General features: G+C 70.1%; 16 protein-coding genes. 10 read left to right on the top strand and 6 right to left on the bottom strand.

Translation table 11 applies throughout. The features are described from left to right. Window positions 1–63: 63 nt before the first annotated feature. Window positions 64–3,375 (top strand): serine/threonine-protein kinase, encoded by a 3,312-nt coding sequence (locus CRP45_RS34770; RefSeq protein ID WP_097247348.1) that lies wholly within the window; start codon window positions 64–66, stop codon window positions 3,373–3,375. A gap of 89 nt (window positions 3,376–3,464) precedes the next feature. Here the strand turns inward: CRP45_RS34770 and CRP45_RS25550 are convergent, their stop codons facing one another. From CRP45_RS25550 to CRP45_RS25560, 3 genes are read right to left on the bottom strand one after another with little or no spacing between them, the layout of a single operon-like run. After that, entirely contained in the window at window positions 3,465–5,957 is a 2,493-nt protein-coding gene (locus CRP45_RS25550) for an ABC transporter permease (RefSeq protein ID WP_097247349.1), read from the bottom strand. After that, window positions 5,954–6,703: an ABC transporter ATP-binding protein gene (locus CRP45_RS25555; RefSeq protein WP_097247350.1), complete on the bottom strand. Its 750-nt coding sequence runs from the start codon at window positions 6,701–6,703 to the stop codon at window positions 5,954–5,956. The genes CRP45_RS25550 and CRP45_RS25555 overlap by 4 nt, the downstream gene beginning before the upstream one ends. A gap of 34 nt (window positions 6,704–6,737) precedes the next feature. Continuing rightward, the gene (locus tag CRP45_RS25560; protein WP_067781816.1) at window positions 6,738–7,058 is read right to left on the bottom strand and encodes a hypothetical protein; all 321 of its coding nucleotides are present in this window, start codon (window positions 7,056–7,058) and stop codon (window positions 6,738–6,740) included. 191 nt (window positions 7,059–7,249) lie between these two features. Here CRP45_RS25560 and CRP45_RS25565 point away from each other — a divergent pair, with 191 nt between their 5' ends. The 8 genes from CRP45_RS25565 to gatB all read left to right on the top strand — a co-directional run bounded on the left by CRP45_RS25565 (window position 7,250) and on the right by gatB (window position 16,938). Next, complete coding sequence (locus tag CRP45_RS25565) at window positions 7,250–8,656, top strand: sensor histidine kinase (RefSeq protein WP_097247351.1); 1,407 nt, start codon at window positions 7,250–7,252, stop codon at window positions 8,654–8,656. After that, window positions 8,629–9,342, top strand: coding sequence for a response regulator (locus CRP45_RS25570; RefSeq protein ID WP_067781822.1), 714 nt, complete (start codon window positions 8,629–8,631; stop codon window positions 9,340–9,342). Before CRP45_RS25565 ends, CRP45_RS25570 begins: the two co-directional genes overlap by 28 nt. A gap of 51 nt (window positions 9,343–9,393) precedes the next feature. Continuing rightward, window positions 9,394–11,418 carry a serine/threonine-protein kinase gene (locus CRP45_RS35000; protein ID WP_281256218.1) on the top strand — a complete coding sequence of 675 codons (2,025 nt, stop codon included), beginning with the start codon at window positions 9,394–9,396 and terminating at the stop codon, window positions 11,416–11,418. Window positions 11,419–11,467: 49 nt separating this feature from the next. Beyond that, on the top strand, window positions 11,468–12,295 hold the full coding sequence (locus tag CRP45_RS25580; protein ID WP_245910431.1) for a class A beta-lactamase-related serine hydrolase: 828 nt from the start codon (window positions 11,468–11,470) through the stop codon (window positions 12,293–12,295). A gap of 93 nt (window positions 12,296–12,388) precedes the next feature. Then, a complete protein-coding gene (locus CRP45_RS25585; protein ID WP_067781831.1) occupies window positions 12,389–13,423 on the top strand; it encodes an ATP-dependent 6-phosphofructokinase in 1,035 nt (344 codons plus the stop codon). Between the two features lie 32 nt (window positions 13,424–13,455). Then, window positions 13,456–13,884, top strand: coding sequence for a hypothetical protein (locus CRP45_RS25590; RefSeq protein WP_097247354.1), 429 nt, complete (start codon window positions 13,456–13,458; stop codon window positions 13,882–13,884). Between the two features lie 103 nt (window positions 13,885–13,987). Further along, on the top strand, window positions 13,988–15,367 hold the full coding sequence (locus CRP45_RS25595; protein WP_097247355.1) for an alpha/beta hydrolase family protein: 1,380 nt from the start codon (window positions 13,988–13,990) through the stop codon (window positions 15,365–15,367). A 65-nt stretch (window positions 15,368–15,432) separates the two neighbouring features. Then, window positions 15,433–16,938, top strand: coding sequence for an Asp-tRNA(Asn)/Glu-tRNA(Gln) amidotransferase subunit GatB (gene gatB / locus CRP45_RS25600; protein WP_097247612.1), 1,506 nt, complete (start codon window positions 15,433–15,435; stop codon window positions 16,936–16,938). Between the two features lie 198 nt (window positions 16,939–17,136). Here gatB and CRP45_RS25605 read toward each other — a convergent pair whose 3' ends face one another. Further along, window positions 17,137–18,240, bottom strand: coding sequence for a PQQ-dependent sugar dehydrogenase (locus CRP45_RS25605; RefSeq protein WP_067781839.1), 1,104 nt, complete (start codon window positions 18,238–18,240; stop codon window positions 17,137–17,139). A 145-nt stretch (window positions 18,241–18,385) separates the two neighbouring features. Here CRP45_RS25605 and CRP45_RS25610 point away from each other — a divergent pair, with 145 nt between their 5' ends. Beyond that, window positions 18,386–19,228 carry a DoxX family protein gene (locus tag CRP45_RS25610; RefSeq protein WP_245910433.1) on the top strand — a complete coding sequence of 281 codons (843 nt, stop codon included), beginning with the start codon at window positions 18,386–18,388 and terminating at the stop codon, window positions 19,226–19,228. A 170-nt stretch (window positions 19,229–19,398) separates the two neighbouring features. On the opposite strand, the gene CRP45_RS25615 is transcribed toward CRP45_RS25610, so the two are convergent. Next, entirely contained in the window at window positions 19,399–20,274 is an 876-nt protein-coding gene (locus tag CRP45_RS25615) for a hypothetical protein (RefSeq protein ID WP_097247356.1), read from the bottom strand. Window positions 20,275–20,691: 417 nt separating this feature from the next. Next, the gene (gene ilvD, locus CRP45_RS25620) at window positions 20,692–22,533 is read right to left on the bottom strand and encodes a dihydroxy-acid dehydratase (protein ID WP_097247357.1); all 1,842 of its coding nucleotides are present in this window, start codon (window positions 22,531–22,533) and stop codon (window positions 20,692–20,694) included. Between the last annotated feature and the right edge of the window lie 6 nt (window positions 22,534–22,539).

The following is a 22,539-nucleotide window of genomic DNA, read 5'->3' on the forward strand; positions in this document are numbered from 1 at the left end:
CGGCGGGCTTCGGGCGAACCGTGTCGATTACGCTTGCTGTCCTGGACCGGAAGGGGGTCGCCTTTGCTCACCAGCGGTGAGGTGTTCGCGGGATTCACCGTGGAACGGCTGCTCGGGCAGGGCGGTATGGGCTCGGTCTACCTGGCCCGCCATCCGAGGTTGTCCCGGCTCACCGCGCTCAAGCTGCTCAACCGCGATCTGTTCCTGGACAACGAGGTGCGGGCCCGCTTCGAGCGCGAGGCCGACCTGGCCGCGCAGCTGGATCACCCGAGCATCGTGGCGGTCTACGATCGCGGCTCCGAGGACGGTCAGCTGTGGATCTCCATGCAGTACGTCGACGGCGTCGACGCGGCCGCGGTGAACCCGATGACGTTGCCGCCGGAGCGTGCCGTGCAGATCGTCGAAGGCGTCGCGGACGCACTGGATTACGCGCACGGCATGGGTGTGCTGCACCGTGATGTCAAGCCCGCCAACATCATGCTGGCCAGGTCGAGCGGCGGCCAGGGGGAGCGGGTCTTCCTGACCGACTTCGGCATCGCCCGCCTGCGCGAGGACTCCACCCACCTGACCCAGACCGGCATGTTCACGGCCACCCTTGCCTACGCCTCGCCGGAACAGATGACCGGCGCGCCGCTGGGCAACCGCTCCGACCAGTACTCGCTGGCCTGCGCGCTGTACTGGTTGCTGGCCGGGGTCGGGCCGTTCGACTCCGCCAACCCCGCCGACATCATCAACGGCCACCTCCAGCTACCGCTGCCCTCGATCCGCCTGCGCCGACCGAACCTCAACCCCGCGCTGGACGCCGTGCTCGCCGCGGGCATGGCGAAACGCCCGGAACACCGCTACCGGTCCTGCACCGAGTTCGCCGCCGCCGCCCGCAAGGCACTGACCGCGGTGGGCCCGCCCCCGCTGCCCGTCCTCCCCCCACTCACCTACGCGCCTCAGCCGTATCCCGCACCGCCCGGCTACCCCCAACCGGTGCCGTCCGCACCGGTACGACCGATGCCGCCGCAACCCGTTCCGCCGCAGCCGATTCCGATGCAGGCGCCACACGGGCTTACCCCGCCTCCGCCTGCGCCGCCTGCGCCGCCTGCGCCGCCTGCGCCGCAGCACATGGCCCAGCCCTCGGTGCCTCCGCCCGGGGCGGCCCCGCTGCCGTCGAATTCGCCGCACTCGGCAGCCCCGCCCGCCGCGTTGCCACGGCAAGCGGTCTCGTCCCCGAATCCGCCGCAGCCGGTAGCTCCGCCACCGCAAGCGGTTCCGTTGCCCGCGAATGCGCCGCAGTCGGCAGCCCCGCCCGTCGCGTCGCCGCAGCAAGCGGTCTCGGTGCCCGCGAATGCGTCGCAGTCGGCAGCTTCGTCCGGCGGGTCGCCGCAGCAAGCGGTCTCGGTGCCCCCGAGTGCGTCGCAGTCGGCAGCTTCGTCCGGCGGGTCGCCGCAGCAAGTGGTCCCGTTGCCCCCGAGTGCGTCGCAGTCGGCAGCCCCGCCCGCCGCACCGCAAGCGGTCTCGGTGCCCGCGAATGCGCCGCAGTCGGCTGCCCTGCCCGCCGCACCGCAAGCGGTCTCGGTGCCACCGAATGCGCCGCAGTCAGCAATTCCGCCCGTCGCGCCGCCGCCGCAAGCCGTCCCAGTGTCGCCGCCGGGCATGTCCCCATCCGGCGGTCCTCATCCGATGCCGCATCCTCCGGGGGTGCCGCATCCCGCCCCGAGCGCACCGGCTCCGTCGCAATCCGCGCCAACAACGCTGCCGCCTTACGCGTCTCCGTCCGGCGCTCCAGTGTCTCGGCAAGATGCCGCTGCGCCGGTGCCGTCGAACGCGCCTGGAGCTGCCCAACCGGGCGCACCGCAGCACTTGGCTGGGCCGGTGCCGCCGCTGCCCGCCGAGGCCGGGTCCGAGGTGCCGCCAACTCCATCCGAAATGGTTGCGCCCCAGCCTCCTTCGTCATTTTCGGAGCCGACCGCGCCCGCTGCGGGGCAGCAGGTCGAACCTCCAATCGCGTCTGCACATTCGGCTTCAATTGGTCCAATCGTGAATCCGGGTACGGAAGCTGCTGCGTGCGAGGGCAATTCGGCAACAGCCACAAAGCCCACCGGAGTGTCGCCGTCGACAAGAGACGCCGGCACCGCGTCGCCGTCGATCAGCGAACGAAATTCCGATACGAAGAGCGCGGCCGCCGAAGAGGAACAGCCGCTACCACCGCCCGGACAGGGTGCTTCGGACCAGGGTGCAATCGCATCGGGGCCGGGCGATAAGCCGCCTGTGCCGAATTCATCTGGCGATTCGCCGTCGAAAGACATTGCGGGCGCCGAGTCATCGCTTCGCGCGGCAGCTGCTCAGCCCGGCGCCGGGGCTGCACCGCTCCGAGATAGTGCGACCAAGGCCGACGCTGGGGGTGCGACCAAGGCCGACACTGGGGCTGCGGCCGAAAGTTCGGTCCGCGAATCGGAAGTCGTTGCAGACGATGTGAAGTCGTCTGCCGTGCGAGGTGCCATGCCGGGCCCCGCAGGCGCACCCTCGGGTCGGCGCGCGGAGGACGCTGGGCGGCAAGGCCAGGCAGCTGTGCCGCCGCTCGCCGGTCCACCCCCGGTCGCGCCGCCGATGTCGGGCCCGGGTAACGGCCCGTCCGGTCCGCCACCCGGCTATCCGCCGCACGGCCCGAATCCTGGTGGACCTCAGCCGGTACCGCCGCGCCGCGGTCTCGCCGGATTGTTCGGTGCGCTGGCGCTGGGCCTGGTGGTGGTCGTCGCGTTGGTGGTCGGCATTGTCGTCGTGGTGGCGTCGCGGTCGGATTCGGGAGGCGGCACCGCGGCGTCCCCGGCGACCGTGCCGCCGAGAGCGGCGTCCCCGGCTCCCGCCCCCGATCCGCTGGCGGCGAGCAGGCGGGCGTTCCCGACGCTGCTGCCGCAGGAGACCGGCACCATCGGTGAGGGGTACGAGGACGCGACCTGCTATGCCGAAAAGCGGGGTGACCGTTTGAACATCGATGAGGAAGTGCTCACGTCGAGCCCGTGGATCCTCGCCTGGGAGTGTCGCCGCGATGTCGACAACCCGTTCGGCATGAGCTACACCGTCCTCGAATACCAGTCCGCCGCGGCGGCGCGGTCGGTGGTGGACGCGTTGCCGATCAATGCCGCGACGCCCGGGCGCAAGTCGGGTGTGCCGTTCACCCAACATCTTTGGATCCGCGCGGATCCACCTGGCCCGGTGCCGTCGCACTACTACACGGCGAAACTCGTCGTGAGCTTCTCCGGCGAGACCGCCCACGCGAACTACCTCGTGTACGCGAGCCACCGAGGCCCCGCCCGCGACGAGCGGGCTCCCGTGCCGCCCGCCGAGGACGAGCTCGCGGACTGGTGGACGACCGCGCCGTTGTGAGTCACCGCGCCGTTCTAGGTGACAGCGCCGCTCGTAAGTGACGGCGCCGTTGTAAGTGACAGCGCCGCTGTGAAGGTCGCCCCGCCCACTCAGTCGACCGCCAGCGCCTCCACGATCGGCATCCGCGCCGCGCGCAACGCGGGCGGAATCGACCCGAGCAGCGCCAGCGTCAGTGCGGCGGCGCCGTAGACAAGCAGCATCGGGCTCGGCTCGTAGACGATGTCGATGGTCATGGCGTGACCGATGGCGACGGTCGCCAGATACTGGATCGCCGCGCCGACGACGAGGCCGATTGCGGCGCCGATGAATCCGATGCCCGCCGCTTCGGCGAGCACCGAACGCAGCAGGAACTTGCGGCTGGTGCCCATGGCGCGCAGCACGCCGAGTTCACGGCGACGTTCGAGCACCGAGAGCATTAGGGTGTTCAGCAGCGCGATGGTGGCGACGAGCACCACGATCCACAGGATCGCCCTGCTCATCACCGAACCCTGTCGCATGCTCGACGAGATCGCGGTGACGGCGTCCTGCCCCGAGCTGACGTGGAACTGTTCCGGCACGGCGGCGCGGATGGCGGCCTGCACCGCGGCCGGGTCCGCACCGGGCGCCATCTGGACGGACAGGATGGTCTCGCCGGGGCGTTGGTACCACTGGCGCAGGTGCTCCAAGTCCATCATCACGATGCCAGAGATCGCCGACACGTACGGGATCACCTGCAGCACCTCCACCCGGTGCGGCCCGGTCGGCGTTTGCAGCGTCAGCTCCGCGCCCGCGTTCACATCGAGCGATCGGGCCACATCGCGGGAGATCACCACGCCCTCGCCGGAGGTCATGCGCGGCAACAGACTTCGATCGACGGCGTTCGACCGGATATCGCCCTGCGCGGTCGGATAGCCCTGCAGCATGACCCGCCCGGTTCCCAGGGTGGCGAAGGCCATCTGCGCCGGGCTGACCTGCTCGACACCCGGGACCTTCGCGACGATGTCCTTCAGCTCGTCGGGTAGCAGCGGCCCGGTCGGGAACTGCTCCATCGCGGTCGGACTGACGTAGACGTCGGCCGTGCCCAGATCCTCGAAGGTCGCGGTGGCCGAGTCGACCATGTTCGCCGATGCGCCGCCCATCGCCACGGTGGCGGACACGCCGATCATCACCGTCATCGCCGTCGCCCACACCCGGCGCGGCGCGCGTTCCAGCGTGGTGGAGCCGAGCGCCCCTGGCGCGCCGAAGCGGCGGGCGATCGCGGCGGCGGTGCGCACGATCGGTCCGGTGGCCGCGAAACAGACGAGCAGCGTCGCCGTGAACGCCAGCGAGATGGAGGCGAGCGAGAGCCTGCCGAGATCGGCCCTTGCGACCAGGACGGCGCCCACTGCGAGTCCGATACCGAATACTGCTGCAGACCAACGCAATAAGGGACGCGCCGTGTCGGCTTGTCCGACGCCGACCGGGGCAAGCGCCTCGATCGGCTGCACCTTGTAGACCTGCCGTGCGGCGAGTGTCGCGGCCGTGACGCTGGCCAGTACGCAGGCCGCCACCGCGGCCGGAACGGCGTAGCCGGGCACCATGTACTCGGTGCGCGCCTCCACCGACTGCACCATGGCGGCCGGTAGCCGGTCGATCGCGGTGCGGCCCATGAAGATTCCGAGGACCGCGCCGATCGCGCTGCCGAGCAGGCCGAGCAGCGCGGCCTCGGCGAGCAGGTCGCGCACCATGGGTCCGCGCTTGCCGCCGATCGCGCGCAGCAGCGACAGCGTCGGCCTGCGCTGGGCGACCGCCATGCTCATCGCGTTGTAGATCAGGAACGCCGAGACGATCAGCGCCGCGGCCGAGGACATCAGCGTCGAGTAGCGGACGATCTGGATCGCCCCGCCCGCCTGCGCGGTGCGCAGGTCCGGATCGGCGACGACGGCGCGTCCGTCCACCGCCGCGGTCAGCGCGGCGCGTAGTTCGCCGAGATCGGCGCCGTCGTCGGCGATGATCTGCACCGAGTCCAGCTTGCCGACGCGGTCGGTCAGGAACTGCGCCAAACCCAGTGGCGCGGCGACGATGTGACCGCCGTTGAGCTTGTCCGAGGTCTCGGTGTCGAGCACGCCCGCCACGGTGACGGTGCCGATGCCGAGCGGAAACTCCTCGCCCTCGGCGTAACCCATCGCGGCGCCGACGAGAACGCCGCGCGGCGTGGTGATCAGCTTCGTCGTGTGCGCGCCCATCGGCCCCGCCAGCTCGCTGTCGAGCGCGGTGATGTTCGCCTCGGCGCCGAGCAGCAGCGCCCGATCCTCGCCCGACCCCAACTGGGCGCGCAGCATCGGCACCGCCTGGTCGACGCCCGGCGTCGCGGTGATGCGCTGCAGCAGTTGCTGATCGAAGCCCGCGTCGGTGATGCCGGTGATCTCCAGTGCCGCTTTGCCGCCGAGCGCTTTGGTGAGCCGATCCACCGATCCGGTGACCGAACCGGAGATGCTCAGCACCGCGACGAGCAGCGAGGCGGACACCGCCATCACGGTCATCGACATGACGGTCCGGCCGCGGTGTGCGAGCAGTTCGCCGAAGTTGAACAGCCGCAACCGATCCCACGCCGCCCGGATCATGCGCGCACCGAACCCTCGTCCAGCGCCGCGCCCTTGTCCGAGGCGGCGCTGCGGCGCTCGACCCGATCGTTGGAGCCGATCTTGCCGTCGCGCAACGTGATCACCCGGTCGCAGTACTCCACCGCGCCCATGTCGTGTGTCACCATGACCACGGAATTGCCGTTGCCCGCGATGTCACCGAGCAGTTCGAGGATCGACGCGCCGGTCTTGGAATCCAGATTGCCGGTCGGCTCGTCGGCGAGGATCAGCGGCGGATCCATGGTCAATGCCCTGGCCACCGCCACCCGCTGCATCTGGCCGCCGGACAGCTCGGCAGGGCGATGGTCGGCCCGGTTGCCGAGCCCGACCCGATCGAGCAGTTCCAGCGCCTTCGGCTTGGCCTTGCGTAACCCCGTGCCGTCCAACAACTTCGGGATCGCGACGTTCTCCCATGCGGTCAGCGTGGGCAGCAGGTTGAAGAACTGGAAGACGAAACCGACGCGGTGGCGGCGGAATTCGGACTGCTGGTCCTCGTTCAGCGCGCCGATCTCCTCGCCCTGGAAGCGGATCGACCCCGCGTCCGGGCTGTCGAGCGCGCCGAGCAGATGCAGCAGCGTGCTCTTGCCGGAGCCGGACGGACCGATGATGGAGGTGAATTCGCCCCCCTCGATACGCAAACTGACGCCGTCCAGCGCGCGGACGGTCTGTTCGCCGACCCGGTACTGCTTGACGATGTCCGACAGTTCCAGCATGGCCGGGTCCGACATAGTGCTTCCCCCAATCGCTTTCGTTTCTCAGGTGCTATCTCGCCAGCGCTTCGACGGCCAGGTGGCGGCGACGATACTGGCAATCGAGCACTGCGCGCAGCGCGGGCTGCTCCGCGGCGAGCTCGAGGTAGGCCTCTACGGCGGACTGTCCCTGCGTCAAGGCTTGCTCCATTTTGACGTCCAAATGCAGCTGCCACCGGTAATTCAAGGCGAGAAGTACTCCCTCCGGGCCGCCGAACAGCCGATCCAGCCCCGGGATCCCCGTGAACAGGTCGGGACTTTCCGGATCGACCGCGGCGCGGGCGAGCACGGTGTGCACGATTTCGGTCCGAGCGTGTTGTTCTTCCCAGGACATGTCATCGGCCTTTCGTGAGGCGTCCGCCGCACCGCCGGTCGGGCCGCGCGACGAGATTGCAGCCAACGCTACGGCCGGGACGGGCCGGTGTCGTCGTGCCGAGGACGCGAATCGATCTCCTACCGTGGTAGGAGGCGCGGACCGTTCCCGGAACGATGCGTCGGCCCAGGTCCGCCGACTAGCCTGACAAGATGGATGTGACGCAGGCCATCCCTCCGCCCGCGGGCGCCAGGAAGGCGGTTCCGTTCCGAGAGCGTGGGCGGGTGCGGGATCGGCTCGCCGCGTTCGCGCGCGATCCGATCGGCACCTTCCGGCGAAGTCTGACGGAGCTGCCGTTCGACTATCCGCCGAAGGTGATCGTCATCGCCGACATCGCCACCTTCGTCATCGGCGTCGCCGCCACCGTGCAGCGGCACGCCTATTTCCCGACCGCGGTGCCGCTGCTCGCCATGCTGTTGCTGTTCATCTCGGTCCCGGCGTTCTGCCTGTTCGGCGTGGTGCCGAATCCGGGCACGCTCGGGCTGTGCGGGATGGGCGCGGCGGCGCTCTTTCTGCTGCAACCGGTCGCGGCGGATTTCGCGCCGTTCGTTCTGGTCATCGTCGTCGGCGAGGTCGCGGCGATCGCGTCGGTGCGGGTCGGCGCCGCGGTGGCCGTAGGCGCGATCGCCGAGTTGGTGGCCTTCGACATCGCGGGCAATGTGTGGTGGAGCGCCGACACCGAGCGCTTCGACGGGTTGCCGATGTACGGCATGGGCATCGTGCTCGGCTTCATGTGCGGGCTGATGCTCCAGTACCAACGCCGGTTCCTCTACCGGGAACGGCACTACCAGGAAATGCGCGCGGCACAGGCGGCCGAGGAAGAACGGCGCAGGATCGCCCGCGAGGTGCACGACGTGATCGCGCACTCGCTGAGCATCACGCTGCTGCACCTCACCGCGGCGCGACACGCGCTAGAGACCGATCGAGACGTCGACGAGGCGGTGGAGGCCCTGGTCGACGCCGAACGACTCGGCCGCCAGGCGATGGCCGACATCCGGCGCACCGTCGGCCTGCTGGACAAACGCCCCTCCAGGCTGGCCCCGGAACCGAGCGTCCGCGATATCGAGGACTTGGTCGGCGATTTCGTGCGCGCCGGACTCGACGTGCGCTACCGGTGCACCGACGACCTGTCCCCGGTGACGGCGGCGGTGGGCCTCGCGCTCTACCGGATCGGTCAGGAGTCGCTGGCCAACGTGGTCAAGCACGCGCCGGGCGCGACGGCGACCGTCCTGCTCACGGTGGACGACGCCGCGGCGGCGCTGACGGTGGTCAACACGCTGCCCGATGGGCTGCCCGCGCAGCGCGGCCACGGCATGGGCCTGACCGGCATGTGGCAGCGCGCCGAACTGCTCGGTGGACGGCTGACCGCGGGACCCGCCGAGGACGGCTGGTCGGTGCGAGCCGAGTTCCCGCTCGTCGCGTCCAAGGCGTGGCTGCACTGTCCGCTGCCCGGTCTGTTCCTCGACGCCACGACCGCTGTGCGCGAGGGCGCGACACGGCGCGAGCAGTCGCCCTCCCTCGGCGCTGCGGCATGGCGCACCCTGCGGGAGGGCGCGTGACGGCCGCCGCCCCCGACACGGACGCCATCGCCGTCCTCGTCGTCGACGACCAGGAACTGGTGCGCGGCGGCCTGCGCCGGATCCTGCGCCGCCGCGACGGTTTCCTGGTGACCGAATGCGCCGACGGTGACGAGGTGCCCGCCGCGGTGGCCGCCGACAAGCCCGACGTGGTGCTGATGGATCTGCGCATGAAACGCGTCGACGGCATCGACGCCACCCGCCTGCTGCGCGCGACCGAGGGCGCGCCACCGGTGCTGGTGCTCACCACGTTCGACGACGACCAGCTGCTGTCCGGCGCGCTGCGCGCGGGCGCCGCCGGTTTCATCCTCAAGGATTCGCCCGCCGAGGACCTGATCCGCGCGGTGCGGATGGTCGCCGCGGGCGGCGCGTGGCTGGACCCCTCGGTGACGGGTCGGGTCCTGTCGGCCTACCGAACCGTCCGTCCGGTATCCGCGCGAGCCGACAGCAGACTAGCGGATTTGACCGCGCGCGAGTACGAAGTGCTCGAACTCATCGGCCGCGGTCGCGCGAACGCGGAAATCGCCAGGCAGCTGGGCATCTCGGAAGTCACCGTGAAAAGCCATGTCGGACACATATTCGGCAAGCTGGACCTGCGAGATCGGGCCGCCGCGATCGTCTTTGCGTTTGACCACGGGGTGGTCTCACCCGGAGAATCCACTCTCTAACGGGCAACCCGGAGCAGTGGGTCGCCGCCCGGGATGTGGAGGTTGCACGGGGTGGACGGACCTGGATGGCGGGTCGGCAGTCGGTTCGGGCCGTACGAGTTGCGCTCGCTGCTGGGCAAAGGGGGAATGGGCGAGGTCTACGAGGCCTATGACACGGTGAAAGACCGAGTCGTCGCGGTCAAGCTGCTGTCCGAGGAACTCGCCAAAGACCCGGTGTACCAGGTGCGTTTCCGCCGGGAATCGCAGGCCGCCGCCCGGCTCGCCGAGCCGCACGTCATCCCGATTCACGACTGGGGCGTGATCGACGGCGTCCTGTTCATCGACATGCGGCTGGTCAACGGCGTCGACCTGCGCACCATCCTGCGCGGGCAGGGGCCGATGAGCCAGGAACGCGCCGTCTTCCTCATCGAACAGATCGCCGCCGCGCTGGACGCCGCGCACGCGGACGGGCTGGTGCACCGCGACGTCAAGCCCGCCAACATCCTGGTCACCGACGCCGATTTCGCCTACCTCGTCGATTTCGGCATCGCCCACACCGAGGGCGATTCGGCCGTGACCCAGGTGGGCATGGCGGTCGGTTCCTACATCTACATGGCGCCGGAGCGTTTCGACGTCGGCCCGGTGACCGGGCGCGCCGACATCTACTCGCTGGCCTGTGTGCTGCACGAATGCCTCACCGGGGCAACGCCCTTCCCGGCGGCGAGCATGAGTGTGCTGATCAAGTCCCATCTTTCCGATCCGCCGCCGCGCCCGAGCGCCGAGCGCCCCGGTATCGCGCCCGCCCTCGACGACGTCATCGCCCGCGGCATGGCGAAGGACCCCGCCGACCGTTTCGCGACCGCGACCGAGTTGGCCCGCGCGGCCCGCGCCGTGGTCGGCTCGGCGTCGCCCGCCGCGACCGCGCCCACGTTCGTCGTGCGCGCGCCCGATCCCGCGAGGTTCGGGAAGTCGGATCCGACCGTGCGCGGGGCGGTTCCGCCGGAATCTACCGGGGAGCTATCGGTTCCGGCCGTCATCCACCCCACGGCGCCGACCGAGATCCGTCCCGCGGATTTCCAGTTCACCCCCCTCCCGCCGCAGCAGGCGCAGGCTCCGCCGGCTACCGGACCGTTGCCGCAGGTGCGGCCGTTTCCCGACGCGCATCTCTACCCGGAATCCCAGCGCTATGCCGAGCCGCGATTCGGCGAGAGCCAGTACGCCGAAACCCAGTTCAACCAGCCGCAATACGCGGAGCAGCAGTATCCAGCGCCGGAGACACAGCGCTATCCGGTGCCGGACGAGCGGCCGTTCGCGCCCGAGACTCAGCGCTATCCGGAGCCGCAGCAAGCCGCACCCGAAACCCGGCGCTACCCGTTCCCTCCGACACCCGAAGCGCAGCAAGCCGCGCCGGAAACCCAGCGCTACCCCGAAGCGCCGTTCGCCCCGCCGCCGCAGCCGCGGCACGGCGCGCAACCGGTCCCGCAGCCGACCTACGCCGACCACGTCGCGCAGGGGCCGGGCGGCGAATCGTATCCGCCGCACGGGTACGGCGCCGACGCCTACGACGCGCGCTACGCCGGAGCCGATCCCTACGCGCCTCGGGAGCGGCGCGGGTCGGTCGTGCTGCCCCTGCTGTTCGCGGTGGTGGTGATCGTGGTGGTCACCGTCTCGGGCGCGGTCGCCTGGCAGGCGACCGGCTCGCGCGATTCCGGCATCGACAACGCCGCCGAAGGCAGGACCGGTGTGTCGCTGACCTCGGCGCGCGCGCCGAGCGCGGCGGCGACTCCCGCCGCGCCCAAGACCGCCCCGACCTCGACGTCCGCGACCCCGGTCCGGCTACCCGACGGTGCGACGCCCTGCGGCGCCACGCAATCGTCCGGAGCCTTCGCCAGGGCCGCGATCGGCAACACGGTCACCAGTTGCCCCTTCGCCGAGGAAGTGCGGAGGGCCTACTCCGCGGCGGGAAGCGCGGGCGGATCCCGGTCGGTGGTGGCCACGAGCCCGGTCACCGGCCGGACATACACGATGAATTGCGCAGCCGAAGGCCAGCTCGTGGTCTGTACCGGCGGTGAGAACGCGGTGGTTTATGTTTACTGATCGAATCGGGCGCCTCGGAAAGGCGCTGGGTGCCTGCACGCTCGCAGTGGTGTTGCTGACCTCGTGCGGCGCCGACTCCAGTGGCGACGCCGCCGAGGCGACGACCATCACCGAGGCGGCATCGCGCAGCGATCAGATGAATCTGGAATTCACGCTGCCCGGCACGCTCGCGGCCGGCTTCCAGGAGTTGCGCGCCGGTGTGCGCGGCCGTTTCGGCATGGCGATCATGCCGGTGGGCGGCAAAGAACGCATGCTGACCTTCGGTGACTGGACCACAGGGCCCGCCTGGTCGACCATGAAGGTGCCGCTGGTCATCGCCGCGCAGCGCCGCAATCCGTCCACCTCGACCTACGCGATGACGGCCGCGATCACCTCCTCCGACAACACCGCCGCCGACACGCTCTGGCAGGGTCTCGGCAGCCCGCAGGAGGCGGCGAAGGCCGTCGAGGCGGTGCTGCGCGAGGGCGGCGACAGCCAGACCGCGGTGCCCGCAACGCGCAGCCGCGCCGAGCACTCGGCGTTCGGCCAGGCGGAATGGTCGCTGACCGAGCAGGCGCGGTTCGCCTCCCGGCTGCCATGCCTGCCGGAATCGGAGACGGTGCTGGAACTGATGGCCGAGATCGTGCCGAACCACCGCTGGGGCCTCGGCGCCTTCCGCGGCGCGGAGTTCAAGGGCGGCTGGGGACCGGACGCCTCCGGCGACTATCTGGTCCGGCAGTTCGGCATCATCGACGGACCGACCGGAAAGATCGCGATCGCCTTTGCCGCCCAGCCCGATTCGGGCGCGTTCTCGGACGGCATGAGCGTGCTCGACAAGATGGCCACGCTCGTCTCCGAACACCTCGACGAACTGACCGGCGGAAAGTGTCCGTCCTGACCCGAGCGGCGAATGCGGCGCTGAGCGGGACGTAACCAAGGCTTCACGGGGGTGGGGCTGCCAGGCCTCGCGAAGCGGGGCAAGATAGCGGCCATGCGCATCGGAGTCTTGACCGGAGGCGGGGACTGTCCAGGACTGAACGCGGTCATCCGCGCCGTCGTTCGCACCGCGAACGGACGGTACGGAGACGCGATCGTGGGCTTCCAGGACGGCTGGCGCGGCCTATTGGAAGACCGCAAGATCAACATCCTCAACGACGACCGCACCGACCGGCTGCTCACCAAGGGCGGCACCATGCTCGGCACCGCACGCACCAATCCCGACACACTGCGCGCCGGGCTCGGCCAGATCAAACAGACCCTCGACGACAACGGCATCGAAGCACTCATCCCCATCGGCGGCGAGGGCACCCTCACCGCCGCCAGCTGGCTGGCCGACGAGGGCGTCCCCGTGGTCGGCGTGCCCAAGACCATCGACAACGACATCGACTGCACCGACGTCACCTTCGGCCACGACACCGCGCTGAGCATCGCCACCGAGGCGATCGACCGGCTGCACACCACCGCCGAGTCGCACCAGCGCGTGATGTTGGTCGAGGTGATGGGCAGGCACGCGGGCTGGATCGCGATCAACTCCGGCATGGCCGCGGGCGCGCACCTGACCCTGGTGCCCGAGGTCCCGTTCGACGTGGACGAGGTCTGCGCCATGATCAAGCGCCGTTTCCAGCGCGGGGACAAACACTTCATCTGCGTGGTGGCCGAGGGCTCGCATCCGGCGCCGGACTCCGGCTTCGCGTTGCGCGAGGGCGGCATCGACGAATTCGGGCACGAGCGGTTCACCGGCGTCGCCCAGCAGCTCGGCGCCGAGATCGAACGCCGCATCGGCAAGGAGGTGCGCACCACCGTGCTCGGCCACGTCCAACGCGGCGGCAGCCCGACCCCCTACGACCGCGTGCTCGCCACCCGATTCGGTCTGCACGCCGCCGAGGCGGTGCACGCCGGGCAGTTCGGCCAGATGGTCGCCCTGCACGGCACCACGATCGGCCTCGTCCCCCTCGCGGAGGCGACCAAGCAGCTCAAGCGGGTCCCGGCCGACCGCTACCGCGAGGCCGAGGCGTTCTTCGGCTGACACCCGTCCGCGCGGCAATTACCCTGGCCGCCATGGGTCTTGCGATCGATGATCTGCCCGCCGACACCGCCGCTGTGCTGCGCCGCCGGGCCCGCGCCGCCGAACTTCCCGTCGCCGACTACCTGCGCGCGGAGCTCGTCGCGCGGGCCGGGGCACGCGCACCGGAGGATGCCGTCGCCGAGTTCCTCGAATCGGAAGGGCGCGACACCGCGCCCGAGATCGACGCGGACGCTTCGGCGCTCGTCACGGTCTACGACCTGCCCGCCGAGACGCTGACGGTGCTCGGTAGGCGGGCCCGCGCCGCCGGGTATCCGCTCGGCGACTACGCGCGGCGCGAGCTGATCGCCTCGGCCCGGCGCGCCACCCTCGAGGACGCGATGCTCGAGTTCGGCGAGGTCGCGGACCCCGGGCTGGACATGGCGGCGGTCGCCGCGGCGGTGCGGTACGCGCGCGGGGAGTGATCGTCGTCCGGGATTGCCTGGAGCGCAGATCATTCCCAGGACGTACGGTGCGTGCGACTCGCGGTTGATCCCGATTCGGCCACGTCGTGGGTACTGTCGCTGCATGCGTACCGGTCGAGTGCTCGCCGTGGTCCTGTTCGTGGTCGCCGCGCTGGTGGCGAGCTGTACGGAGGAATCCAATCCGCCGGAACCCACCACCGGTGACTGGCACGGTGGGATCCAGATCCCCGGCCAGCCGCTGGAGATCGGGGTGACCTTCGCCGGCGACGGCACCGCCACCATCGACATCCCGGTGCAAGGCGTGCGGGACGAACCGCTGAAAGACGTGAAGTCCGATCGGACCGGCGTCGCCTTCGTCATTCCGAACGTCCCCGGCGACCCCGCGTTCAAGGGCAGCTACGACGAAGGCTCCGACCGGATCCCCGGGGATTTCACCCAGTTCGGCCAGTCGTACCCGTTGACGCTCGAGCGCGGCGCCGTCGCCCAGCTCGACCGGCCGCAGGAGCCGAAACCGCCGTTCCCGTACCGCTCCGAGGACGTGAGCTACCCGAGCGGCGACATCACCGTCGCGGGCACTCTCACCAAACCCGAAGGCGCCGGACCGTTTCCGGCGGTGCTGCTGATCACCGGCAGCGGACCGCAGGACCGCAACGAAGAACTGATGGGCCACAAGCCCTTCCTGCTGCTCGCCGACACCCTCACCCGCGCGGGCTACGCCGTGCTGCGCACCGACGACCGAGGCGTCGGCGGCACCGGCGGCAAGCTCGAGGAGTCGAACTACACCGACCTGGCCAACGACGTCGCCGCGGGCGTGAGCTACTTGCGTGGCCGCCCCGACATCGACCCGGCGCGGGTCGGCCTGCTCGGCCACAGCGAGGGCGGCTACCTGGCGCCGATGGTCGCCGCGCGACCCGACAGCGGCGTCGCCTTCGCGATCCTGATGGCGGGGCCGACGGTGCCCGGCGGCGATGTCCTCATCGAACAGACCAGGGCGATCCTGGCCGCCAACGGTGTGCCGCCCGAGGAGATCGACAAGCAGGTCCGCGACACCACCGAGATGGTGGCGCTGCTGAAGGCCGGTGATCTGGAAGGGGCCAAGGCCTTGGCCAAGCGCAACAACGCGGCGCTGCCGGAGGGCGAGCGCGTGCCGGACGACCAGGCCGGCGCCGAGATCACCCCGTACTTCGCCGCGCTGATCGGCTACGATCCCGCGCCGGCGCTGTCCGCGCTGCGCATCCCGGTGCTCGCCTTCTTCGGCGAGAAGGATCTCCAGGTGCTCGTCACCCAGAACGAGCCGCCCGCCCGCACCTTGCTCGCCGCGGGCCCGGACGCCACCGTGCACGTCTTCCCCGGGCTCAACCACCTGATGCAGCCCACCCAGACCGGCCTGCCCAGCGAGTACACCGCCATCCCGACGACCATCGATCCGCAGGTCCTCACCTACGTGACGAACTGGCTGACCCAGCGGTTCCCGCCGAAGTAATTCGCCGGAACCGAACCGCGGAGGTCGGCGCGGTGTCCACCGACCTCTTCCCTAAACTGATCGGCATGAGCACAACCACCGTCGAGCTGATGGACTACAGCGACGTCATCGCCCGGTACGAGCCGGTGCTCGGCATGGAGGTCCACGTCGAGCTGTCCACGGCGACAAAGATGTTCTGCGGCTGCGCCACCGAATTCGGCGCGCAGCCCAACACCCAGGTGTGCCCGGTGTGCCTCGGGCTGCCCGGATCGCTGCCGGTGGTGAACCAGCAGGCGGTGGAGTCGGCGATCCGCATCGGCCTGGCGCTGAACTGCTCGATCACCCCGTGGGGCCGGTTCGCGCGGAAGAACTACTTCTACCCCGACCAGCCGAAGAACTACCAGATCAGCCAGTACGACGAGCCGATCGCCACCAACGGCCACCTGGACGTGTTGCTCGACGACGGCAGCACCTTCCGTGTCGATATCGAGCGCGCCCACATGGAAGAGGACACCGGCAAGTCGGTGCACGTCGGCGGCGCCACCGGCCGAATCCACGGCGCGAGCCACTCGCTGCTCGACTACAACCGCGCGGGCGTGCCGCTCATCGAGATCGTCACCAAGCCGATCACCGGCGCGGGGGAGCGCGCGCCCGAGGTGGCGCGGGCATACGTGACCGCGCTGCGCGATCTGCTCAAGGCCCTCGACGTCTCGGACGTCAAGATGGAGCAGGGCTCGCTGCGCTGCGACGCCAACGTCTCGCTGATGCCCATCGGCGCCACCGAATTCGGCACCCGCACCGAGACCAAGAACGTCAACTCGCTCAAGAGCGTCGAGGTCGCGGTGCGCTTCGAGATGCGCCGCCAGGCAGCGATTCTCGCCGACGGCGGCAGCATCGTGCAGGAGACCAGGCACTTCCACGAGACCGACGGCACCACCTCGCCCGGCCGCCGCAAGGAGACCGCCGAGGACTACCGCTACTTCCCCGAGCCGGACCTCGAGCCCATCGCGCCGGACGCGGAGTGGGTCGAGAAGCTGCGCGCCACCATCCCCGAGTACCCGTGGCTGCGCCGCGCGCGGATCCAGGCCGACTGGGGCTGGTCGGACGAGGTCATGCGCGACGTGGTGAACGCGGGCGCGCTGGACGCCATCATCGCCACCGTCGAGGCGGGCGCGCCGGCGAACGAGGCGCGCTCCTGGTGGGTCAACTACCTCACCGAGAAGGCCAAGGAGCGCGAGGTCGGCATCGAGGACCTGCCGATCACCCCGGCGCAGGTGGCCGAGGTGACCAAGCTGGTCGAGGCCAAGACCGTCAACAGCAAGGTCGCCAAGCAGGTCGTCGACTTCGTCCTCGCCGGTGAAGGCGAGCCCGCAGCGATCGTCGAGGCCAAGGGGCTCGGCATGGTCAGCGACGACAGCGCCCTGCAGGCCGAGGTCGAGAAGGCGCTCGCCGCCAACCCCGACATCGCCGAGAAGATCCGCTCCGGCAAGGTGCAGGCCGCGGGCAAGATCGTCGGCGACGTCATGAAGGCGACCAGAGGCCAGGCCGACGCCGCGCGCGTCCGGGAACTCGTTATCGCCGCCTGCTCCTGATCGAAGACCTCGCGCCGCCCGCAACCATCGGTAGCGGGCGGCGCGGTCGTTTACGGTCCCGGTTGAGGCGTCGGACGAGCGGCATCGCGGTCGCGCCGCGCTCGGTACTCCTGGTCGTACGGCGTAGCGGCGCGAACGGTTTCGAGCACCGCGGCGCGGCCGGCGCACGCTTGCGCTCACGGCCGCGCCGTATTCCGGCTAGTCCGGTCCGGTGCCGCTTGCGCTCTGCGGCGGGATGCGGACGACGCGGTCGTCGTTGGGGCCGGGTTGGCCGTCGGTCTTGTTGACGGTGCCGACCCAGATGTTGCCGTCCGGTCCCACCGTCGCGCCGCCGAGCTGGCCGTAGCGGTCCTGGGCGAGCAGGCTGGGGGCCGCGGTCACCGCGTGGGTGTTCTCGTCGGCGGCGGCGATGGCCAGCGCCTTGGCGTAGGTCAGCGAGACCGCCACACCGTCGGCCGCGGCCGCGCATCCCGCGACACCGGGCCGGTCCGGCCAGGTCCAGGCGACGCTGATCGAGCCGTCGGCACCCAGGCGTTGCAGCCGGTCCTCGACCGGTGTGCGGTCGGTGAACCAGACGTTGTCCTTGCCGTCGCGGCACAGATCGCCCGCCACACCGATGCCAGAGGCCGCGACCTCCGGCGCCGCGGCACCGCCCGGCGCGGGCGAGTTCACCCGCAGCAGCTTCCCGGCCAGCGACGAGGGGGTGGAGGCCAGGCCGGGGTTGCCCGCGTCGCCGGTCAGGACCAGCAACTGGTCGGGACTCGCCCATTCGATCGCGCCGTGATTTCCCGTGGCGCCCTTGGGGATTCCGGTGAGGATGTCCTTGGGCGGCCCGCCTTCGGCGATCCGGACGACCCGGTTGTCGCTGGCCGTGGTGATGTACGCGTAGAGCAGCCCGTCCTCGCGGTAGGTCGGGGAGAGGGCGATGTCGCTGAGCCCGCCGTCGGCCGAGCCGTCCACGTCCAGGCGCGCGATCTCGATCGGCGGCTGGTCCGGGTCGATCACCTTGAGGATGCGCCCGGTGCGGCGCTCGGCGACCAGCGCGCCCTCGGCCACGCCGACCATGCCCGCTGTGGTGTCCAGGCAGGTCGCCACCACGGCCGGATCGGGGTCGATGCACGGCCCGCTCGGGCGCGTCGTCGACGGCGGCGCCTGCTTGGGGGACTTGGGATCCGCGGGTTCGAACGTCGGCTCGGGGGTGAACGGGCTCGACGCGGAATCGTCGAACCTGGCGCACCCGGCGAGCAGAGCTGATCCGAGCGCCACACTCATGGCGAGACGTCCCACGACAACCAACCTCATGCCCCAGACGTTACGGAAATACCGTCGCCCGCGCCGCTCCCGGGGGCGTGTTGACACGCCGCCGGGCTTCGACTCCCGTGGTCGCGCGGGGCGACATAGGGTGTACATCCATGAGCGAACGACGTATCGGCAGCGAGGCGCGGCCGTGACCGACAAGCCGACTCAGCTTCCCACCGGCCCGATCACGGACGAGCAGCACACCACCAGCCGCCAACCGGTGACCAGCCCGTTCGATTCGCCGACCCAGCAGCTCCCCGTGGTGGACATGTCCAAGCCGCGTCCCGCCGACGTGCCGCGCACCGACGACGAGCTCGGCCTGGATCCCGACGTGCCCACCGTCGAGCAGACCAAGGCGGGCACGCCCGCGTACTCCTACGCCAGCATCCCGCCCGCCGCCAACCCGCCGAACGAGCCGAGCAAGGCGGCCCGCCGCCGCACCGCCGAAAATCGACGCGGCACCCTGTATTTCGGCCTGTTCCTGCTGCGACTGGTGGTCGGCGGCACCTTCATCTATCACGGCTTGCAGAAGCTCACCGGCTGGTTCCACGGCCCCGGCCTTGACGGCACCCGCGACATGATGGCCGACGGCGGCTGGGACCACCCGAGCGTCGCCACCATCCTCCTCGTCGCCGGCGAGCTCGGCGGCGGCATCTTGCTGATCCTCGGCCTCGCCACCCCGCTCGCCGCGGGCGCGGTGCTCGCCGTGATCCTCACCGCGTGGGCGTGGAAGCAGGGCATGATCCCCGGCTTCCAGTACAAGGGCTCGGTCCCCTCCGGCGTCGAACTCGAGACCATCCTCGCGGGCACCGCCGCCGCCGTCATCCTCGTCGGCCCCGGCCGCTGGTCCCTCGATCGCAACCGCGGCTGGGCCACCCGCCCCGCCTGGGGCTCCTTCGCCGCCCTCCTCGCCGCCCTCCTCGCCGCCGCAGGCACCTACTGGTACCTCCACGGCGGCAACCCCCTCACCGGCATCGGCCCCTTCAACTGACCCCCACGCCGACAACACTTCTGGACATACGAAGGCCCCGGTTCATCAGCACCGGGGCCTTCCATATTCGGTCTACGCCCGAGACGCCGACTCAGCTATCGGACCGTACCGCGGTCTGCGGAGTCAACGCGACTCGATCGCTCGGCCGACTCGGCGTCGGGTTCTTCGGATCAGTCGTGGAACAGGTCCTGTGCATCGGTGACCACCAGCGCCCGATCGAGCCAGGTGTGCAGCGTGTCCCGATCGGTGCATCCCACGATGCGATCGTGCGCCTCTTCGGAAACGTCGACACCGCGGCGCTCGAGCACCCGCAGAATGCTCCCGCACACGCCTTCGACGTGCCCTTCGGCGTGTCCTTCGGCCCGAAGGCGCTGGGAGCTCTCGGAGCGGAAGAACGACAGATCCAACGACATCAGCTTCCTCCAGGTTGTGGCGGCCGGGCTGGTTCCGAGCCCCATTTCGGTGAGTTCGGCGAAGATGGACCGATCCTCGTCGAACCCGTGCAGAGCGGTAGCCAACGCCTTCAGTATGGCATTGATATCCGGCTCGTTGGCGTGGGTGACCGCGGACAACGTGGCCAGCGGGATGTCGGCCGCCGCATCGGCGACGTCGGTCACGGCGGGGACGTTGTGCGGACCGAGGACGATGGGGGCAAGGATGAGACTGCGCCGGAACGGCGTACCGATCGCCGGTGGTCTACGCGCCCAGCGTGCCGTCTGCTGGTCCTGACACACGATCAGCAGTACCGGCGGGAGCTTGTACTTGGCGTGCAGGTGCGACAGATAGTAGGCCCAAGCGCCGGGCTTGGCGTGGTCGATCTTTCCCTGTGCCTCGACAAGCAACAGGAAGGCTCCGTCGACCGTGGTGATCCGCAGCAGAGTGTCGACTCGGCGTTCCACCGGTCGGTTCTCGGTCAGATCGGTGGGTAGTAGCGCGACCTCGACGGGGTCTAGGAAGGGTAGGCCGAGCGCGCGGACGGCGCGCGCGAAGACGCCTGGGTCGTGCTGAAAGATCCGGTGCATCGCCTCGTGCTGTGAACCGACCATGGCGGAGACCGTAGGGCAGCGATCGGCAGCGATCGAATGTGTGTTCGGCGTTTCGTCGACGCTCGACCCTATAGCGGCGTGTCCAGGGCGACTCCCCGCGATCAGTCCAGGAACAGGTCTCGCACATCGGTGACCACCAGCGCCCGATCGAGCCAGGTGTGCAGCGTGTCCCGATCGGTGCATCCCACGATGCGTCGTGCGCCTCTTCGGAAACGTTGACACCGCGGCGCTCGAGCACCCGCAGAATGCTCCCGGACACCCCTTCGACGTGCCCTTCGGCACGCAGACGCTGGGAGCTCTCGGAGCGGAAGAACGACAGATCCAACGACATCAGCTTCCTCCAGGTTGTGGCGGCCGGGCTGGTTCCGAGCCCGCGCGGGCCCCCGAGCCGGAACTCGGGGGCCGCGCGTCCGGTGGTCAGGGGACGCGGCGGACGGCGCCCTTGTCGGCGGAGGTGGCGAGGGCGGCGTAGGCGCGCAGGGCCGTGGTGACGGGGCGCTCGCGGTTGGCGGGCTGCCAGGGGCGCTCGGAGGCTTCCATCTTGGCGCGGCGCTCGGCGAGCACGGCGTCGTCGACGAGCACCTCGAGGGTGCGGGTGGCGACGTCGATGCGGATCTGGTCGCCGTTCTCGATGAGCGCGATCACGCCGCCGCTGGCCGCCTCGGGGGAGATGTGGCCGATCGAAAGGCCCGAGGTACCACCGGAGAAGCGGCCGTCGGTGATCAGTGCGCACTGCTTGCCGAGCCCGGAGCCCTTCAAAAACGCGGTGGGATGCAGCATTTCCTGCATGCCCGGCCCGCCTGCGGGGCCCTCGTACCGCACGACGATGACGTCGCCCGGCTTGATCTGCTTGCCGAGGATGACCGACACGGCCTCCTCCTGCGATTCCACGACGACGGCCGGACCCTGGAAGGAGAACAGATCCTCGTCGATGCCCGCGGTCTTGAGGATCGCGCCGTCCGGCGCGATGTTGCCGCGCAGCACGACCAGACCACCCTCGACGGTGTAGGCGTGCTCCTTGTCGCGGATACAGCCACCCACGGCGTCGGTGTCCAGCGAGGACCACCGGTTGTTCGTGGAGAACGGCTCGGTGGTGCGAACCCCGCCCGGCGCGGCGTGGAACAGCTCGACGGCCTCGTCGGATGCCTTGCCGGAGCGGATGTCCCAGGTGTCGAGCCACTCGTCGAAGCTCGCGGTGTGCACGGTGGTCACGTCGGTTTCGAGCAGTCCGGCGCGGCGCAGCTCGCCGAGGATGGCGGGGATGCCGCCCGCCCGGTGCACGTCCTCCATGTGGTAGTCCGAGTTCGGCGAGACCTTGGACAGACAAGGCACCGTGCGGCTGATCTCGTCGATGGTGCTCAGATCGAAATCGATCTCGCCCTCCTGCGCGGCGGCGAGGGTGTGCAGCACCGTGTTGGTCGAACCGCCCATCGCCACGTCCAGCGCCATCGCGTTGCGGAACGCCTTCTGGTTGGCCACGTTTCGCGGCAGCACCGAGGCGTCGTCCTCGCGGTACCAGCGGTTGGCGATGTCGACGATCACCCGGCCCGCCTTCTCGAACAGCGCGCGGCGGGCGGCGTGCGTTGCCAGCGTGGATCCGTTGCCGGGCAACGCGAGACCAAGCGCCTCGGTGAGGCAGTTCATCGAGTTGGCGGTGAACATGCCGGAGCAGGAACCGCAGGTCGGGCAGGCGCTGCGCTCGACCTCGTCCAGTCCCTCGTCGCTGACGGCGCTGTTGGCGCTTGCCGAGATCGCGGTGACGAGATCCGTCGGCGCCTGAGCGACACCGCCGACCACCACGGCCTTTCCGGCTTCCATCGGCCCGCCGGAGACGAACACGGCCGGGATGTTCAGCCGCATGGCGGCGTTCAGCATGCCCGGAGTGATCTTGTCGCAGTTGGAGATACACACCAGCGCGTCGGCGGTGTGCGCGTTGGCCATGTATTCGACCGAGTCGGCGATGATTTCGCGGGAGGGCAGCGAGTAGAGCATGCCGCCGTGGCCCATCGCGATGCCGTCGTCCACGGCGATGGTGTGGAATTCGCGCGGCACGCCGCCCGCGGCGCGGACCGCTTCCGCCACGATCTCGCCGACGTCCTTCAAATGCACGTGGCCAGGCACGAACTGGGTGTAGGAGTTCGCGATGGCGACGATCGGCTTGCCGAAATCGGAGTCGGTGAGGCCGGTGGCCCGCCACAGCGCGCGTGCGCCTGCGGCGTTGCGTCCGGCGGTGGTGGTGCGTGAACGAAGCGGTGGCATGGATGG

It is taken from the genome of Nocardia amikacinitolerans, assembly GCF_900215415.1.
Taxonomy (GTDB): domain Bacteria; phylum Actinomycetota; class Actinomycetes; order Mycobacteriales; family Mycobacteriaceae; genus Nocardia; species Nocardia amikacinitolerans.

Bases quoted from the DNA above. Each gene is read 5' to 3' on its own strand.
- CRP45_RS25550 (WP_097247349.1), bottom strand. From the start codon at position 5,957: ATGATCCGGGCGGCGTGGGATCGGTTGCGGCTGTTCAACTTCGGCGAA.
- CRP45_RS25555 (WP_097247350.1), bottom strand. From the start codon at position 6,703: ATGTCGGACCCGGCCATGCTGGAACTGTCGGACATCGTCAAGCAGTAC.
- CRP45_RS25560 (WP_067781816.1), bottom strand. From the start codon at position 7,058: ATGTCCTGGGAAGAACAACACGCTCGGACCGAAATCGTGCACACCGTG.
- CRP45_RS25565 (WP_097247351.1), top strand. From the start codon at position 7,250: ATGGATGTGACGCAGGCCATCCCTCCGCCCGCGGGCGCCAGGAAGGCG.
- CRP45_RS25570 (WP_067781822.1), top strand. From the start codon at position 8,629: ATGGCGCACCCTGCGGGAGGGCGCGTGACGGCCGCCGCCCCCGACACG.
- CRP45_RS25585 (WP_067781831.1), top strand. From the start codon at position 12,389: ATGCGCATCGGAGTCTTGACCGGAGGCGGGGACTGTCCAGGACTGAAC.
- CRP45_RS25590 (WP_097247354.1), top strand. From the start codon at position 13,456: ATGGGTCTTGCGATCGATGATCTGCCCGCCGACACCGCCGCTGTGCTG.
- CRP45_RS25595 (WP_097247355.1), top strand. From the start codon at position 13,988: ATGCGTACCGGTCGAGTGCTCGCCGTGGTCCTGTTCGTGGTCGCCGCG.
- gatB (WP_097247612.1), top strand. From the start codon at position 15,433: ATGAGCACAACCACCGTCGAGCTGATGGACTACAGCGACGTCATCGCC.
- CRP45_RS25605 (WP_067781839.1), bottom strand. From the start codon at position 18,240: ATGAGGTTGGTTGTCGTGGGACGTCTCGCCATGAGTGTGGCGCTCGGA.
- CRP45_RS25615 (WP_097247356.1), bottom strand. From the start codon at position 20,274: ATGGTCGGTTCACAGCACGAGGCGATGCACCGGATCTTTCAGCACGAC.
- ilvD (WP_097247357.1), bottom strand. From the start codon at position 22,533: ATGCCACCGCTTCGTTCACGCACCACCACCGCCGGACGCAACGCCGCA.